General features: G+C 30.6%; 20 protein-coding genes and 1 pseudogene. 5 read left to right on the top strand and 16 right to left on the bottom strand.

Annotated elements, in window-relative coordinates:
• Position 1 precedes the first annotated feature (1 nt).
• The 4 genes from MLC52_RS05390 to MLC52_RS05375 all read right to left on the bottom strand — a co-directional run bounded on the left by MLC52_RS05390 (position 2) and on the right by MLC52_RS05375 (position 5,494).
• Positions 2-1,816 (bottom strand): McrB family protein, encoded by a 1,815-nt coding sequence (locus MLC52_RS05390; protein WP_434581550.1) that lies wholly within the window; start codon positions 1,814-1,816, stop codon positions 2-4.
• A gap of 83 nt (positions 1,817-1,899) precedes the next feature.
• Positions 1,900-2,361: a hypothetical protein gene (locus tag MLC52_RS05385; protein WP_434581549.1), complete on the bottom strand. Its 462-nt coding sequence runs from the start codon at positions 2,359-2,361 to the stop codon at positions 1,900-1,902.
• Positions 2,362-2,464: 103 nt separating this feature from the next.
• Positions 2,465-3,172 carry an SIR2 family NAD-dependent protein deacylase gene (locus MLC52_RS05380; protein WP_434581548.1) on the bottom strand — a complete coding sequence of 236 codons (708 nt, stop codon included), beginning with the start codon at positions 3,170-3,172 and terminating at the stop codon, positions 2,465-2,467.
• 180 nt (positions 3,173-3,352) lie between these two features.
• Entirely contained in the window at positions 3,353-5,494 is a 2,142-nt protein-coding gene (locus tag MLC52_RS05375; protein ID WP_434581547.1) for an AAA family ATPase, read from the bottom strand.
• Positions 5,495-5,674: 180 nt separating this feature from the next.
• Between MLC52_RS05375 and MLC52_RS05370 the strand changes: the two genes are divergently transcribed.
• The 3 genes from MLC52_RS05370 (at position 5,675) to MLC52_RS05360 (ending at position 7,583) form a co-directional block, all read left to right on the top strand.
• On the top strand, positions 5,675-6,004 hold the full coding sequence (locus tag MLC52_RS05370) for a transposase-like zinc-binding domain-containing protein (RefSeq protein ID WP_434581622.1): 330 nt from the start codon (positions 5,675-5,677) through the stop codon (positions 6,002-6,004).
• 26 nt (positions 6,005-6,030) lie between these two features.
• Entirely contained in the window at positions 6,031-6,333 is a 303-nt protein-coding gene (locus MLC52_RS05365; protein WP_434581546.1) for a hypothetical protein, read from the top strand.
• Between the two features lie 65 nt (positions 6,334-6,398).
• Positions 6,399-7,583, top strand: coding sequence for an IS3 family transposase (locus MLC52_RS05360; RefSeq protein ID WP_434579643.1), 1,185 nt, complete (start codon positions 6,399-6,401; stop codon positions 7,581-7,583).
• A gap of 20 nt (positions 7,584-7,603) precedes the next feature.
• Here MLC52_RS05360 and MLC52_RS05355 read toward each other — a convergent pair whose 3' ends face one another.
• The 5 genes and pseudogenes from MLC52_RS05355 to MLC52_RS05335 all read right to left on the bottom strand — a co-directional run.
• Positions 7,604-8,095 carry a hypothetical protein gene (locus MLC52_RS05355; protein WP_434581545.1) on the bottom strand — a complete coding sequence of 164 codons (492 nt, stop codon included), beginning with the start codon at positions 8,093-8,095 and terminating at the stop codon, positions 7,604-7,606.
• 602 nt (positions 8,096-8,697) lie between these two features.
• Positions 8,698-9,843 (bottom strand): Fic family protein, encoded by a 1,146-nt coding sequence (locus tag MLC52_RS05350; RefSeq protein ID WP_434581544.1) that lies wholly within the window; start codon positions 9,841-9,843, stop codon positions 8,698-8,700.
• A 165-nt stretch (positions 9,844-10,008) separates the two neighbouring features.
• Entirely contained in the window at positions 10,009-10,272 is a 264-nt protein-coding gene (locus MLC52_RS05345) for a hypothetical protein (protein ID WP_434581543.1), read from the bottom strand.
• Between the two features lie 113 nt (positions 10,273-10,385).
• Entirely contained in the window at positions 10,386-10,817 is a 432-nt protein-coding gene (locus tag MLC52_RS05340; protein ID WP_434581542.1) for a hypothetical protein, read from the bottom strand.
• A gap of 482 nt (positions 10,818-11,299) precedes the next feature.
• A pseudogene (locus tag MLC52_RS05335) lies at positions 11,300-11,344 on the bottom strand (hypothetical protein); the annotation flags it as partial.
• Between the two features lie 155 nt (positions 11,345-11,499).
• On the opposite strand from MLC52_RS05335, the gene MLC52_RS05330 reads away from it, so the two are divergent.
• Together MLC52_RS05330 and MLC52_RS05325 are read left to right on the top strand one after the other, a co-directional pair.
• Positions 11,500-11,751, top strand: a complete 252-nt coding sequence (locus MLC52_RS05330) for a helix-turn-helix domain-containing protein (RefSeq protein WP_434581541.1) — start codon at positions 11,500-11,502, stop codon at positions 11,749-11,751.
• 2 nt (positions 11,752-11,753) lie between these two features.
• On the top strand, positions 11,754-13,259 hold the full coding sequence (locus MLC52_RS05325) for a HipA domain-containing protein (RefSeq protein WP_434581540.1): 1,506 nt from the start codon (positions 11,754-11,756) through the stop codon (positions 13,257-13,259).
• A 200-nt stretch (positions 13,260-13,459) separates the two neighbouring features.
• Here MLC52_RS05325 and MLC52_RS05320 read toward each other — a convergent pair whose 3' ends face one another.
• The 7 genes from MLC52_RS05320 to MLC52_RS05290 form a co-directional block, all read right to left on the bottom strand.
• On the bottom strand, positions 13,460-14,200 hold the full coding sequence (locus MLC52_RS05320; RefSeq protein WP_434581539.1) for a zeta toxin family protein: 741 nt from the start codon (positions 14,198-14,200) through the stop codon (positions 13,460-13,462).
• 63 nt (positions 14,201-14,263) lie between these two features.
• Complete coding sequence (locus tag MLC52_RS05315) at positions 14,264-14,473, bottom strand: helix-turn-helix domain-containing protein (RefSeq protein ID WP_434581538.1); 210 nt, start codon at positions 14,471-14,473, stop codon at positions 14,264-14,266.
• A gap of 643 nt (positions 14,474-15,116) precedes the next feature.
• A complete protein-coding gene (locus tag MLC52_RS05310) occupies positions 15,117-15,488 on the bottom strand; it encodes a hypothetical protein (RefSeq protein ID WP_434581537.1) in 372 nt (123 codons plus the stop codon).
• 215 nt (positions 15,489-15,703) lie between these two features.
• On the bottom strand, positions 15,704-16,135 hold the full coding sequence (locus tag MLC52_RS05305) for a hypothetical protein (RefSeq protein ID WP_434581536.1): 432 nt from the start codon (positions 16,133-16,135) through the stop codon (positions 15,704-15,706).
• Positions 16,136-16,150: 15 nt separating this feature from the next.
• Positions 16,151-16,531 (bottom strand): hypothetical protein, encoded by a 381-nt coding sequence (locus MLC52_RS05300; protein ID WP_434581535.1) that lies wholly within the window; start codon positions 16,529-16,531, stop codon positions 16,151-16,153.
• Between the two features lie 175 nt (positions 16,532-16,706).
• Entirely contained in the window at positions 16,707-17,297 is a 591-nt protein-coding gene (locus MLC52_RS05295) for a hypothetical protein (protein WP_434581534.1), read from the bottom strand.
• Positions 17,298-17,471: a hypothetical protein gene (locus MLC52_RS05290; RefSeq protein WP_434581533.1), complete on the bottom strand. Its 174-nt coding sequence runs from the start codon at positions 17,469-17,471 to the stop codon at positions 17,298-17,300.
• Positions 17,472-17,476 lie beyond the last annotated feature (5 nt).

Below are 17,476 nucleotides of genomic sequence, written 5' to 3'. Positions count from 1 at the left end.
ATTAATATTTTAAAAAGTTTTTTTTTAGAGCATTTAATTTTGATTTTATACCATCATCTTCAAGCTGCATTCCCAAATACTCTTCTAAAAGTGGTTCAATATTATAAAGCCAAAGTTTTTTAAGCTCAAATCTTGTAATTATTTGAGGTTCTTTTTTCTTTAACTTATTTTGATCCAAAAAGTCTTTAATTCTTAAAAAGTATGCTTGCCCTATTTGATAATCTTCACTCAAACCTAATTGTGAAGTGATAGATTGATTTAGCTCAACACATTTTTGATAGTAGTCATCCAAAGAGTCTTTTTTAACAAACTCAGACAAAACATCTTCAATCACTTCTAATTTTGGCATAAGCTTGAAAAAACCAAATCTTCTCCTAAGTGCCAAATCGAATGTAACCAAGCTTTTATCAACATTGTTCATCGTTCCTATAATATATACATTTTTTGGGATAACAAAACTTCCAAAGTGCGGTAGATTAATCGATTTTCCTCTATACTCAAGTGCATAAAGCAACTCACCAAATACAGCAGATAGCTCTGCACGATTTATTTCATCTATGATGAAAATATATTTTTTATCTTTATTTTTATTAGCATCATCGCAAAACTCTTTAAATACACCCTCTCTTAATTCATAAGATATAATTTCGCTAGTTAACTTCGGTGAAATTCCACCTATAAAATCTTGATAGGTATAGTTTGGATGAAATTGTATTATTTGATAATATCCTTTGGTGTTATCTTCTCCTTTTTTATTTGAAAAAAGGTATTTTTCTAACTCATCATCCCCAATATCTAACAACTCTTTTACAACCTGCTCACTCTCATAAGTTTTCCCAGTTCCTGGAGGTCCCCACAATATAACAGCTCTGTTTCCAGTTTGCAAAAAATCTGCTATATTTTTGATATCTGGTTCTTCTATGCAAATAAGTGAGATGAGCTTTGATAACTTAAAAATAATTTCTTTTTTCTTATCATCAGTTTTTGAGCTAAACTCATCAACAATCTCTTCTAATATTTTATCTGATATTTTTTTCCATACATTTTTGAAATTATCAAACTTCATATTTGTAACAAGTTCAGGTAATTCGTTTTTTTCTACACCTTTTATTGATTCAAAATCTTTTTTAATGCTATCCAGGATAGTTTTTCCAAACTCTGTATCTAAAAAATTTCTAAATGCCATTAAACTAATAGGATGTAAAACTTCCTCTTTATTTGCCCACATCCATAGAAACTTTGGGGGAAACTTTTTTTCTAAATATTTTTTTGATGATTCAAACTTTTCCTTATCATCCTTACCCGACAAATCTTTTTGCCAACTTAAAACAATCTTTGTATTACCAACAATTTCATCAAATGTATTCTTTTCACATAATTGTAAAAAATATGCTATTTGAAAAAAATAATTATTGCTTGCAAAGTTTCCATTTGTTCTAGCATAAATCCCTCCAAGTTTTATAGAACCGTTGTAATCTGGAGATGTAATATTATTAGTGGTAATTCTATATTTTTCAATTGGTTTTCCATTTTCATATCCAGCTATAAGTTTCCAGCTGTTTTCAATTTGTTTTTTTTCATCATTGTCTTTAGCAATATTTATCATATTTGAATAAGAAACTTTTGAATTTCCTTCAGTAACTCCTTTATGCTGTCCAACAAATGGATTATCCATTTCATTTCTATATATATTAATTGGATGTTTCAAAAAACTATCAACAATCATCGTTATTTCATCAAATCTTTGCGATATTTCACTTCTTTTTGAATAGTCTTTTTCATATAAACTTTTTAGTTCTTCTTTTGTTAGTTCCATCTTTTACTCCAATTTTATATATAAAACATTATTAGTTATATAATGCTATCTAATATAGTATAATTTTAACTGAATATCTTAATTTATCTCTCGAAAATATCTTTTGAAACCAATAAAACAACTTCAACATCATCTATTCCCATAGATTCATTAGATGTTGTTCCAAAAATTATATCTGCATCTTCGTGTGCATTTTCATCTATAATTTCTATTGCTTCACTTACTTTTGATAGATTTGCATCTGGATGAAGTATAAATTTTACAAGAAAGCCAGTACATTGTTCTAAATCACACAAGCTTAATTTTGCATCTGTTATAGCTAAGTATAATGCCTCTTTTGGTTTTCCTTTTCCTTGCCCAAAATAGAATTTATCCTTATCAGATAAAATAGTTTTTATATCTGCTAAATCAAAATCTATACTATCTTCTTTACTTTTGATAAACAGCCCAATATTAGCTGTTATCTTCTTTTTTGTTTGTTTTGAAAATGTTAAATTTTCTATAAACTCTATAATATCGCTAATTGCTTTATTTTGCTTACTCATTGGATTCCTTTGTTGTTTTCAAAATCTTTAGAAATTGTTCGATTTGTTCCTCTTATATATTTTTCTCTAAATCTTATATTTGGATATTTTTATTTTTTAAAAATTACTGTACATTTTGAAGATACTTAATGATATCAGCCACTATTTCATCAATTGCCTCAGTTGCTTTTCTATAAATAACTTTTGTGTATAGTTTATCATTTATAGCATTGCTATATTCAAGATTGTTTAAAATAGAATATTTAACATCACTCACAGATAATAAAAAATCAGTATTGATAACATTTCCACTTGAACCAATAATTACAAATATTTCACAATCATCTATTTCTTTAAACAGTTCTCTATATTTAGGAACTGGCTCTCCAAAAAATACTATATTTGGTCTTAAAAAATTTTTGCAATTTGGACAGATAGTATGACTTTGAATCGGTTTATAGCCTATATCTTGTATATATCCACATTGTTCACAATTTATTTCAGTAATAAAACCATGTAAATGCAATACTTTTTGACATCCAGCTTTTTCAAATAAATCATCTACATTTTGAGTGATAATTTTTATATCGTTTGGATACTTATCTTGAAGTTTTTTTATTTCATAATGAGTTTTATTTGGCTGCTTATCTTTTAACGCAACTCTTCCTTTGTTATAGAATTCTATAGTCATATCTCTATTTGTTTCTAAACAACCTGCTGTACATACATCTTTTATATCATATTCTTCCCAAAGACCGCCAGTATCTCTAAATGTAGATATACCTGATTCTGCACTAATTCCTGCTCCACTAAATATTATTACTTTTGCCATTTATATCTCCTCGTATTATTTTTAACCGTTGTTAAAATATTTTTTGTTTTATACTTCATTCATAATAAGTTTTCCTCCAAATTGTGATAATCATAAGCTTTAAAAATGACACCTTATGATTAGCTTGATAGTTTTAAAAGTACCCCCTATAGGTCAACATCTAAATGTTTAATTTTCTTATTATAAAAACCCCATAACATTACCACTAACCTCATTCTTCACAGCCACCTCATTCTCAAGCCTTTGGATAAAATCTTCAACACTTTTAAGAGGATTAAATCTATTTTGTCTTGCAACAGCTGCAAAGTCCCCTGGTGCAAGATTTCTCAAAGATTTTACTTTTTGTTTTTGCATATCTGTAAGTTTTTCAAACCCAAACTCTTTTACATATTCGTTAAAGAGTTTAAGTGATTGTTCTGGTTTGAGATACTCAAACTCTAGTTTTAAATCAAATCGTCTTAAACTCGCTTTATCAAGATTATCCATCAGGTTTGTTGTAGCGATAAAAACACCATTAAAGTTTTCCATCTGTACCAACATCTCATTTACCTGTGTAACTTCCCATGAGTTTTGAGCCTGTGTTCTATCACTTAAAAAGCTATCAACTTCATCAAATACAAGTACTGCCTCCTCTTGCTCAGCCTCTTTAAAAGCATTGGCGATATTCTGTTCGGTACCTCCTACCCATTTACTTATGAGGTCACTTCCCTTTTTTATAATGCATGGTTTATTGAGTTGTTCAGCTATATACTTCCCATAAGCACTCTTTCCTGTTCCTGGGGCTCCATAGAGACAAAGCCTTGCGTTTTTACTCTCTTTTATTCCAAGTGTAAGCTTCTCTAAATCTGTACTTGTGTTGATGTAGCTCGGATTATAAATATTTTTCGCAATCTCTATGCCACTACCTTTTTTTAACTCTTTATGCCCCTGGGCTTTTAGCGTATTGCTTACAAGATGTATAAATGCATCAGAGTTTTTCTCTTCACCTATAACTTCCAATACTTTAGATGCTCGTGTGATAAGTGCTGGAGCTACATCTTCATGCTCTGCTAATGTCTGAATACTTGCCGTATCAAGATGCCCATTACTATAACTCTCTATAATTTTTTCCCGTTTAGATTTTGGAGGAATTGGCAACTCTATACTCATATCAAATCTTCTTACAAGTGCAGGGTCTATGGCATTGATATTGTTAGTAATCCAAATAGTTGGAATTGTATTTGTTTCTAACACTTTGTTAATCCATGCTTTATCTTTTTGACGGCTTGAACCTCCGAAAAGCATACTAAAAAAACTACTTCCACCACCTTGAAAGATATCTTCTGCTTCATCATACATTAGAAGTGTCTTTTTATCTCCTAGAAGTGCTTGAGCTGACTTATAGGCTTTTAGTCGTCGCTCTCCATCAATCGATTCATCCTCTTCATCTGTGTAGCTTACTTCAAAAAGATTAAGTTTGAGTTTTTTAGCCAACGTTTTAGCAAGTTCAGTTTTTCCTGTTCCAGGTGCACCATATAGAAATATATTGACACCCTCTTGTTTTTGTTTAATACTTTTTTTAAGATAAGGTAGTAACAGATTAATATCTTCTTTGATATGCTCATAATCTTTAAGTTTCAAGCTTCCTTTGGAGCATCTACTTACTGATTCTTTGAGCATTACAGATATATCTTCATCCAGATTCAAGAGATTATCTATGAAAGTATCACTAATTGAATCGAGTTTTCTATCGAGTGAATTTGTATTTCGTTTATCTATAATCACTAAAGAAGATTTGGTAAGTTTAGCTTTTGAAGAGAGCGCTTTTTTTACTTCATCTTTTGGAATATTTAATATGATACTTAAAGCCCTTTTAACTTGTGTCGTATTGAGTTCATGTCCCAAAAGTTCTACAGCATCATCTAAAATCTCATACTGTTTTATTAAAACACTAAACTCTAAAATCTGCTCTTCATAACAATTTAGATCCATCAATGAGGAGATTTGCGCAATATTTTTTGCTAAAGTTTGATGTGAAGAGAATTTCTTTTGATTTTCGAGTTTTTCGAGTTTTTGCGCAAAGTATTCTAGTACATCATTTCGAGTAAACTTTTTCTCTGCATCATCATCTTCTAAAAACTGATTTCCATCTAAAAAAGCAAGAATATTATCTTTGGAAACATAGTCATCTTTATCTATGAACTCTTTGTGTCCTCCCAATTTTAGAAGTATACGGAGTGTCCATAAGCTTGCTTTATCGATAAGGGTTTTATCGATGTAGTCTTCTTTTTTTATCTCAAGCGTATAATTTCTTTTTCGGCGTCTTCTTCTTGTAATCTTCATCAGATACTCCTCAAATTTTATAGAAGAAGTATATGATTATGCTATGACAGCTTTGTGTCTGGTTAAATATTATTCAATAGGACTTAATTAAAAAAACGGGTGCTTAAAACACCTCTTAAAGTATGGTATATTGGGAGTAAACAAAGGTTTATTTACAAATGATTGTAAAAAAGCTCTAAAATATGTATAAATTGTCAATCTAAAAATGTTATTTCTAAGGGTATAAGAAGAGGAATTAAACGATATTTTTGCAAGGACTGTAACAAATCATTTAGTTCAAATAGGCGTCCAGAACAGCTCCAAAAAATAATCTTCGAAGAATACTTTTTACACCGTCAAACTCTCAAACAATTATCAGCAAAATATAAAAAATCTATACCGTGGATTATGAAGCAAAGAGACGAGTATCTTGTCGAATGCAAAGTACATAACCCAAGAGCTGTAAATCTTATTTGCGATGCTACTTTTCATGGAAAAAGAAAGGACAAATTAGGCACTTTAGTTTTCTAGGTGCCCCTTGAGGGTATAAAGACAACGTGTCAAAAGAGATACTCATTTGGAAGCATATTCAAAGTGAAATAGTTCAGGACTACCGATATTTAAAAGAAGAGCTATTGGCACGCGGATATACAATCACAAGTGCTACTTTAGATGGCAAAAGAGGCTTATACAAAGCCTTTAAAGATATTCCAATACAAATGTGTCACTTCCATCAGAAGAAAATTGTACAGCGATATTTAACAATGAGGCCAAAACTACAAGCTAGTAAAGATCTCAAGAAAATAGTTTCACGATTAACTCAAACTACAGAGAAAAATTATAATGCCCCTAAAATCTAAGACAACAATTCAGTAAGATTTATTTTCAAAAAAGTTAAAATAATAAGAATTATGGAGATGAAATTATGAGTAGAAAAAAAGGTCAAACTTACACAGCTGAACAAAAAACAAAAATAGTCTTAGAGATGCTAAAAGAGGAGATGACAACAAGTCAATTAGCCTCGAAGTATGGGGTAACATCACAATCATTAGGGAAATGGAAACAGCAGTTTTTAGAAAATGCTTCTTTAGCATTTGATGTTGGCGGAGCTACCAAAGCCTATAAAGATGAGATAGAAGAGCTTAAATCTGAAAATGAGCAGTTGGCTAAAGCACTCGGCAAGGCAACTGTAAAGGCGGAGTGGGCAGTGGGAAAGTTAAAGAGCTTGGACTTGATTGAAAAAAGAGCTCTGATAGAGTCCAGGCATAAACAACTTTCAATATCAGAGCAGTGTGAACTTATTGGTGTCAGTAGAAGTAGTTTTTACTATAACCCCGTGCCTATAAGTGCAGAGAATATAAAAATACTCCATAAAATCGATGAAATCGCTACTGATAATTCAGAATATGGGTATCGACTCATCTATGAACAACTCAAAGAGGATGGCTACAATATTGGAAGAAATAGAGTGCTCAAATATATGGGGATTTTAGGGATACAAGCGATATATCCAACAAAGAAAAGAGTCACAAGTATCAAACATCCCCAACATCAAGTATATGAATATTTGCTCAAGCAGTACTGGACTCAAAACGGCAAGAAAAAAACAGTGTATGTCTCAACACCAAATGAAGTGTGGAGTGGAGATATTACCTATATTCGCATCAATGGTGGGTTTATGTATCTTGCTGCTATTATCGACTGGCACAGTAAAGCTGTGCTTGCATATAAAATCTCTAACAGTATGGATGCAACACTTGCCACAGATGTACTTCAAGAGGCACTTGCAAAGTATCCTAAGCCTAAGATATTTAACTCTGATCAGGGGAGCCAGTATACAAGTTATGAGCACACCCAATTACTCAAAAAACATGATATCCAAATATCAATGAATGGCAGAGGCAGAAGTATCGATAATATCGTAATTGAGAGATTCTTCAGAACTCTCAAGCACAGCAATATCTATATAAATGATTATATAACAATCAAAGATTTAAAAGAAGGAGTAGCAGCATATATACACAAATATAATTTTAAAAGATTTCATTCAAGTATAAACTATCAAAAACCAATGAATGTTTATCTTGAATATCTAAAAAATGTGGCATAGGGTAACAGATGAAGATGAAATTAAATTTCTGGAGAAGTTGTCTTGATTTTTAGGGGCATTATATATTTTCCTTTAAAAGTTGTGTCTAATTTATTAATTAAATCGAATAATTTTAATTCTTCTTCTTGTTTTTTTAGTTCTAAAAGATCTTTAATATTACGTTTTTTAATTTGGAAAAATTCATTTATATCTCCATCATTTTCTTTAGTAGTATAAAGACCAAGTTTTGTTTCAGATAAAATAATTACTTTTATTAAAAAATCTATCGTTATTTTCTTATTTAAAATTTCATTTATTTTTTTATTTAAAACCTCAATAGTTAAAATTTTATTATTAGATAAAACTTCAACAATATCAATGTTGCCTGACGTATTTATTAATAAAACATTACCAATGTTAATATTTTCTCTTTCTATTCCTAAATGGAAATTTTTCATATAATTTTCTTTATCATGAAATATATTTCCATTAGCTAATGACTTTTTATTATATTCTGTTAATGTATTTATCATAATTGTTTCCTTTAATATAATTATATCAACTAAACTTAAAAATATTTAAATTAGATATTTAAATTTTGAGAAAAATTTCGTTTTTTCGTAATTTCTATAATGTCCCCCTTTGTCAAGACCAATTCTAAATTTCTTTTTATTCCAATCACTTATGCTACCTTTGGTAACACTACTTTATTGTTGTAACCTTTGTTATTGACACTTTTGAAATAAACCTCATTAGGTGTTAAATATCCTATTGAGGAGTGTAATCTTTTTGTATTGTAAATTTCAATTGTCAACGGTGGAGTTAAATTCACAGTTTTCGCAAGAAATATTACGAATCGCAACCTTAAAGTAATTCTATCTACTATGAATTTTTCATTATTTTTTAGAGATAAAAAGGGTTTATGAGCTATCTTATTGAGTATCCCAAGGCATTAACAGCTTTTAAAATATTACAATAGATATATTTACAATATAGCAATTTTCTAATTTAGAGAGGGTTTTTTCTACTGATACCAACCTCTTTAGACAACGCTACTTAAGGTATTTTTCTCTCTTTTCGGAGTTGCTTTATTTTACCTCCAATCTCTAATACTATCATCACTTATCTCCTACAATTAAATATCCAATCTATACCTAATATTCCGACCGCTACTTCCCTCTATCTGCTTGATACATCCCAGCTCTACAAGATGAGATATATCCCTTACTGCTGTAGCTTTACTTACTTTAGTAAGGGAGATATATTTTTTGGTACTTATCCCACCCTCAAAATTCTCACTTCCCATATCTAAAATTTTATTTATCACTTTTATTTGTCGGTCATTAAGTGCATATTCTCTATATTTATCCCAAAACTTTGTTTTTTGCACAAGGTATTCTATACTTTTCAAGCCACTTTGCATCGCACTTTTTAAAGTATTAAGATGCCACTCTATCCATGGGGTTATATCAAACTCTCTATTTTTTAATAGATTTGTTGTTCTATCCAAAATATCATAGTAAGCTTTTCTATCACTATTAATAGCTGTAGAAATAGAGTAAAGTTTAAACTGTGTAAAAGTTGTTCCTTGTGAAAGAATATAGTCTGTGATTGCTCTTGCAACTCTTCCATTTCCATCTTCATAGGGGTGAATAATAACAAACCATAAATGAGCGATAGCACTTTTTATATAGATGTTTTCATCGCTATCATTACAATATGCAAAAAGTCTTTTTATATCTTCATCTATCTTGACAGCAGGAGGGGCAAGGTAGTGTACTCTCTCATGCCCAATTGCACCAGAAATTACTTCCATATCATCATTTGTTCTAAAAGTAGCTACATTTATTTTATATAGTTTAGAGTATTGATGCTCAAAAAGGCAGTTATTCCATCCATGAAGTCTCTGGAGTGTTAAAGGCTGTTTGTTTAAACTACAGTCTATTAGTATCTCTACAAGACTATCAGTTATAGCTGTTGCATAACCATCACTTCTTGCATCAAATTCTTTATCTAATCTCTTTCTTAGAGATGAACGAACACTCTCTCTTTTAAAAACTTCACCCTCTATAAGAGAAGTATTTATTGCTTCATCTGTGAGTCTATCTATCTCTATTTTTCGTATATCATCTTCATTAAAAAGTTTTGAGTAACCATCAAGAACACCTCGTAAGTATTCTATTTTACTTATAAGTGTTGAGAGCTTTTCTTTATCATAAGAAAATACAGGATAGTTTTCATGTTGCCATATCCATTTTCTAACTTTTTCATGTGAACTCATATTTTTCCTTTGAGTCGATTAGTTAGTATAATAGTATCATATTTTGAGTCGATTACAATATAAAAAAGATTAAAATATGTTATGACATTGTGAATTACTCCGTCATAAATGGCTATGGTTTACGGAACAATGGGGAGCTTAGAGCATTCATCCCATCTGTGAACCTCACCGCTCAACAGGAACTCGTCTTGAAAAAGTAACATATTCGTCACCTAACAATCTTTGAGCTTGCCTTAAGAAAATCTGCCCTCTGTCCTCCATCCTGATTATTTCCTCTTTTCCTCTGTCTCCATATTTATCCATAACAGCCAGACAAAACTCATCACTAAGTCCTTCGTGTGGTTTAATACCTTGTAATGCCAAAAATTCAAACTTGTTATTGTCATCATAGACATCCCAATCTTGTAATGTTATCTCTTTTATTATCATAATTAAAATCCCTTTATCTTTTTTATATAAAAATACAAAACCTTAAACAATCCCACAAAATATCACTGTTGACTATCAGCTAAAAAGATACAAATAAATACATTTTTCTATTGCTAAGCCACATTTAAAATATTCGCAGCCTGTTGCAACATGAGATTCATAGCATTTTGAGTATGCAGCTCTGGGTCTTGGAGGTAGCGTAGCAGTTTAGAGGAGTAGATGCCATCGTTATTCTCTCCAAGTTTATCATCTGGGGAGAGTTGCATCTTATCCGAAAAAAACTTACTGATGTAATCATCTTTTTTTGGTAAAGCTTTTGTTGAGTAGAGTTTATCTGTCATTATTGGTATTTGGTCGTATTGGTTGGCGGTTATCAGGTTTGGGTCTTTGAAAGGGTAGAGGGTTTCGGAGAAAATTGGCACTTGAAAATTTGATTGGTATTCCGGTGGGCGGGTTGCGAGGGCTTCGAAGGCTTCAGTTGCGTCTTCTTGTTCTTTAGTTTGGTCTGATGATTGATTGTTTAAATTTGCATTTGCTAATCCCATAGTTTAAATCCTTGTCTTAATTACTGTCGCTATCATTAGCTTTGGCAACTACAATAAATCTGTTTTCTAAATCTTCATCTATGCGTATTGTTAATGTGCTGTTTTGTACTTTCTTTTTCATATCCTTTTACCTCTTTGTATTAAAATTACACAATCTTTGCACTTACAAATAACTTAAAAAGCATAATCCTATTTCCACGAACAGAGGATAAACTTCCACCAATAGAGGATATTTTTCCGTGAAAATACTCCATTTTCGTTGCATTATATAGTATTATCTCACTAGAAAATATATCTCTAGACGAAATGTCTTTTATTCTTTTTTTTGTGTTGCAAAAAAAGAGAAGACATTTCTTTAAACAAGAGCAGAGAAAAGTAAACTTTTCTCTAAAAGCAAAAAAAATATATTGGAGTGTGTAAAAGCTCAAAAGGGGTGTATTGCAAGGTTATGGCGGCGGCTATATTTTGCTGTGAGAGCATTTTTATGTATTTGATTTTTTTCTGTTACAGTCTTTGCAAAGCATTTGACAATTATCAGCAGTCGTCTTTCCACCTCTAAGGTGTTATATGGTCTGCTTCCATTTCATTTATTTCATTATATTAATACTTTAATATATTTTAATTGACTTTTGTACTATTTCTTAGCTATAATAATATAAAAGTATTAATATAAGGCTCTTTGATGGCAAAAGGTAAAAAAGTTGTAGCAACCCCAAAAGTCACATTTACTCACATAAAAGATGAAGAAGATTTTGCAAAAGTGATTAAAGCAAAAAGAACAGAATTGGGTCTTAGCATCATGGAAACTTCTTCATTTTGTCAAATTACTAATGTTACTTTGCAAAAACTAGAAAAAGGTTCTAAGGGTGTTCGACTCTCTACCGCACTACATGTTGCAAAAATGCTTGGTATAAAAATAAAATTTGAGGATTGATTATGGAAAAAATATATATTCACTATAAAAAAATTCTTGTGGGATTACTTGAATATGACCCTTTATTAAAAAATTTTAGCTTTGTTTATGATGATAACTGGATTAAAGAAGGATTTGAGTTGAGTCCATTTTTAAAATTCAGTGGTTTTGAGGAGTATGCTTTTAAGCTTTTTATTGAAAATCTGTTACCAGAGGGAGAGGGTTTGGAAGAGATGAGTGTTTATTATCAAATCTCTAAATCTGACAAGTTCTCTATCCTTAAACATATTGGTGCTGAAACAACAGGTGCATTGACTTTTACAGATACTAAAGAGATTAATATACCAACAAGTTTTAGAGAGATACCATTAGAAGAGTTAGAAGAGAGAGTATCTCAAAAAGATGCTCAATCTATTATACTTTGGGATGACAAATTAAGGTTAAGCCTTGCAGGCGTTCAAGAAAAATTAGCAGTTACAATTATTGATGGTGTGATTGGTTTAGGGGAAGGAGATATTTGCTCTACTCATATTCTTAAATTTAATCGGAAGAATGAAAATGTAATTTTAAATGAATATCTATCTCTTAAACTTGCAAAAGCAGTAGGCGTAAATGTTGCAGAGGTTGAGTACAGAAAATTGGGAAATGAGAATGTTCTGTTTGTAGAGAGATTTGACAGAAAACTTGTCAATAATAAATATGTAGAACGACTACATATTATTGATGCTACGCAAGCATTAGGTTTTCCATCAACATACAAATATGAACGATTATACAATTCTAAAGATATAAGAGATGGAGTTTCATTTGAAAAACTGTTTAATCTGGTTAATGAAGCAAAAACTCCTCTTTTATTTAAAAAAGAGTTAATAACATGGAATATGATTAATCTTATTTTAGGTAACAGTGATGCTCATGGTAAAAATATATCTTTTTTTGTAGATAAAGATGGTTTGGTAATAGCTCCTTTTTATGATATTGTGAATGTAACTATGTATAAAAATAAGTATGCACAAGATATGGCAATGGCAATAGATGATGAATTTGAATTTGAAAAAATAGGAGTATTTGATATGCTTGAATTTTTACAATCGAATAAAATATCAAAAACTCAATACTTTAATGATTTTAAAAAATTAGCTAAAAAAATACATAAAAACTTAGATTTTAACTTTATTGAAAGTAGTTTAAAAAAGGAAGAAGAAGAATTTATACAAGACTACAGAGATAATATCATAAAAAGATTAAATCGCTTAAATGATATTATAAATAGAGTAAGATTTGATTTACCTTTTGAAAATGAAAACTATGAAGAATTTTTTGATAGCTATGAAGATACTATACTTAAAAGAGTTGGCAAATATGAATACTCCAAGCAAGAAGCTGTAGAGAAATATTTATTGTCAATAGAAAGTAATTTAATTCCATTTTATGATATTAGAGAAGAAACAAAAGAGACGATTAAAAGAGATAGTGAGAATTATTGTGAAATGCTCAAAGTAAGCAATTTTAAATCACCTATACGGTGATACATACTAACTCAACCTCCTCAAAGCACCCATATTGAGGAAGGAAATTAACACATCAAAAACAAAATTATACCCTTTTTTTGCAATAGTGTCAAACTAACTCAGAATAAGTACAACCAATCCACTGTCATCAAAAGTATATCCATTTATAAAAAATTCTATATAATTTTATAAAATAAGATATTATATCTTACAAAATATCACTGTTGACTACTTTCTCCCAAAATAACATTTTGTACGCATCTGTCAAAATATATCAAAAAAGTATGTATTTTTTCACAAAAATGCTTTTTTGATATATTTTGATAGATTTCACTATTTTCTATATCAAAAAAATCTACTCTAATATCTCCAATAAATTGTTTTACCGTTTCAGCAGAACCTATTGACTTACTCTCAAATATTGTATCAGGAACAGCCCTGCCCTCCCTTTCTTCTCTCTGCACTGTATATTGCTTGGCAAATTTGAGAGATCGATAACAAAAAAAGATTTTTATATCATAGCCCTTTTTCTTTGCCCTATCAATATTGCTTTTTTGTATCTTGTAGTCTGAAAAATTTCCATCTAAGATAAAAGAGATGTTATGTTTAAATGCATAATCTACCAAAATACTAACACCTTTGGAACTTGCTTTTTGAAACAAATGAGCATTTTTACCACTATAGCCATCACATAATTTCCTTACATAATCAGTATTAATAACATCAATCTTTAGACTCTCTTTTAATCGTGTTGCAAATTCACTTTTTCCAGCTCCAGGGCCTCCCGCCATAAGTATCAGCTCTTTACTTTTTTTCTCATATTCAAATATCTTACGTGGTAAAAATCGTTTCATCTTTTTTATCTGCTCAAAAGCATTTTGTGAAATATCTTCATCAGTTATAGTAAAAAGTCTCTCAATATCATTTTTTGTAGCTTTTATTATATCTTCTAAGCACATTTTTTATTCCTTTTTTTTAGTCAAAAATGATATTTTGTAGTACTTTATCTTTTTGTTTGAAATTCATTTGTTCATTCTTACTTTGATTGCTTTAATAGGGTCTGGTGCATCTATAATCCAATTTTTTTCTTCGTATTTTTCTATAAGCATTACTAAAACTTCAAGTTCATCACTAAGTGGTGTATCAAGTTTAGGACTTAACTCCATTAATTCATCAACTCTTTGCAGTGCAGTATCATAATCTTGTTCAGTTTTAATTGGTTTGATCTTCATTTTCATATCTTTGCATTTATTTCATTATATTGAGCATGAGTACCTACAGAGTAATCATATTAACTTTTTTGCAACACTATACTATGCCTCCAAAGCTGTTTTTGAATCTGGGTACTTTTCATAGAATTGTACTACATTTCTCCTCAAAAAATACAGCCATATTTTCGTTGCATTTTTCCTCAAAACTCATCACTTAAAAAACGAATTTTCTATCAATTTTTGAGATTTATTTTTCACAAAAGAAATTTCGTTTAAGGTTTGCTCCGAAAATTAACTTTTATAGTAGGTTGTTCTCCAAAGAGGAAAATTTGAGATGTCGTCAGTATGGGGGTTTGAGGTACTTTAAGGTTTCTTCGCGAACCCCCTACTGTTTTTGTCATTTTTCTCAAGATGGTAGTAAGGGGTTCGACCCCAATTTTTCCTTTTTTAGGATAACTTTTTCCTATATAACTTTTTTGAGGGAAAAAAGAGATTTTTTATCTCCGAGTTTTTATGTCAAAACGGGCACTTGGAAATTCATTGGTATTCCGGTGGGCGGGTTGCGAGGGCTTGGAAGGCTTCAGTTGCGTCTTCTTGTTTTGGGTTTTGTTTGGATTTTTCGGGTATGTATTCATTAAATTGTGCCATTGTTTAGTCCTTATTTTTAAGAAAATCTTGTTGTGTTTTGGGTTGCACCGATGCTTCTATTGAGTTTTTGTGACTCTTCTTCGATTTTTGCATAGGTTTCTTGGATGAATTTTTTTGCTGTCTCTACGTAGGAGATTACGGCTTCTGCATTGCCTACTACTGAGTCTGTCAATGAGTCATGAACTTTCATAAGATTATTTGCATCATTGTCGGAAACTTTGTCTATAAATGTTTCTAGCTGTTTTAACATAGTTACAAGTTCTGCATGGTCTGTTTTGGTTGCTTTGGCTTTTAGTTCTTTCTCCATTGCTTCCATTTTTTCCATCATCAACTGTACTGTCTTGTTAAGCTCTTTCAATTGAACTTCTATGCTGTTTTCGTTTATCATCGGATTTCCTTTTTTGTGGGTTTTTATAGAATTATATATTAATTTTTATAAATCAATTTTATCATTTTGTGATATTTTCGCATTAGATTTATATCATAATATCATTTTTTATATCTTGTTTTATCTATTTGTGTATTTTTGCATCTTTTTATACTTTTTGATACAAAAGATTATTTATCAGCTAAAAAGATACAAATAAATACATTTTTCTATTGCTAAGCCACATTTAAAATATTCGCAGCCTGCTGAAGCATAAGATTCATAGCATTTTGAGTATGCAGTTCTGGGTCTTGGAGGTAGCGTAGCAGTTTTGAGGAGTAGATGCCATCATTATTCTCTCCAAGTTTATCATCTGGGGAAATTTGCATCTTATCCGAAAAAAACTTACTGATGTAATCGTGTTTTGGTATTGCTTTTGTTGAGTAGAGTTTGTTTGTCGTTGGGGGTACTTGGGCGTAATGATTGACGGTTGTCCGGTTTATGTCATCGTTCTCAAGAGAGTAGAGGTTTTTGGATATAATTGGCACTTGAAAATTTAGCAGGCAATCCGGTGAGCGGGTTGCGAGGGATTGGAAGGCTTCAGTTGCGTCTTCTTGTTTTGGGTTTTGTTTTGGTTTGTCAAATGAATTATTATTTACTTGTGCCATTGTTTAGTCCTTGTTTTAAGAAAATCTTGTTGTGTTTTGGGTTGCACCGATGCTTCGATTGAGTTTTTGTGACTCTTCTTCGATTTTTGCATAGGTTTGTTTGATGAATTTTTGTGCTGTTTCTACATAGGAGATTACGGCATCTGCATTATTGTTTATTGTTCCTGCAAGTGCATCAAAAGTATTTTGAAAATTATGAGCAGAATCTTCATCCATTTGTTTTAAGAATTTTTCCATCTCTTTTAACATAGTTACAAGTTCAGCTTGGTCTGTTTTTGTTACTTTGGTTTCAAGAGCTTCTAGCTTTTTATTCATTGCTTCCATTGTTTCCATCATCAACTGTTGTGTTTTAGCAAGCTCTTTCAATTGAACTTCTATGCTAGTTTCGTTTATCATCGGATTTCCTTTTTTGTGGGTTTTTGTAGAATTATATATTAATTTTTATATCATAATATCATTTTTTATATCTTTTTGTAATAAAAAGGTGACCGAATTGTTTTACAATTATTAGCTGTTTTGGTGCATTTTTTGCAGCACTTGAGATGTAATGTTTGAGAAATAATACCAAATACTATTGATAATGATTTTCAAGAATTTCAAAATATGGTCGTATCATTTTAACACTTTCATTCTCATCGTTCAGCTCAATTGGAAAAAATAGATTATTTTCATAAAACTTAATAAGTCTATCATCATTAACTGCATCAAGCAGTATAAATCTGCCACCCAAAGCATGATGTGCTTCATCGATAACATCTACACTATCTTCTAAAATATACTCACCTATTTTAAACTTTTCATATTTATCAGATTTACCTAGTTGCCCGATTAAAAAGCATGGTATAGTTTTAGCATCATCTTTATAGCCATCAAGAAGTTTGATAGTTTTTGCTGAGATATTATTAGTATAAAGCATACTGATTGCTATTGTAAAATATGCTGCAAGCTCTTTAGTTTCATTATGGATATAAAGGTAGGTTCTTGATCGTAGATGTTTTTCAAAAGTGAGAGTTCTATTGTGTAAAAAATCTTCAAGATCTCTGTTTCTTGTGCAGCTAAAAGTTTTAAGAAGTTTTTTTACTTGAGAAGTTGATTGATGAAAATGTATTATTTCTGAGAGTTGAAACAGGGAGAAAGTATTGTCAAACTGCTCTCTATTCATTTAAGCAAATAGATCGGTTAATGAGAGTTTTCTTTTTGCAGTTTTTTTTAACCCAACTCTTTTGTTTTTATCAAAATCTTTTACTTTTTCAAAACTTTTTTTGGAAAATGCATTCATTATAAATTTTTCATTTTCTGGCTGTAATACTGTTGGTTCTAAAAATGCTTTTGTCATAGTCT

Origin of the sequence: Sulfurimonas sp. NW15 (genome assembly GCF_051132285.1) — a bacterium.
GTDB classification, from domain to species: Bacteria; Campylobacterota; Campylobacteria; order Campylobacterales; family Sulfurimonadaceae; genus Sulfurimonas; species Sulfurimonas hydrogeniphila.
This window is presented reverse-complemented; position numbering and strand designations above follow the sequence as displayed.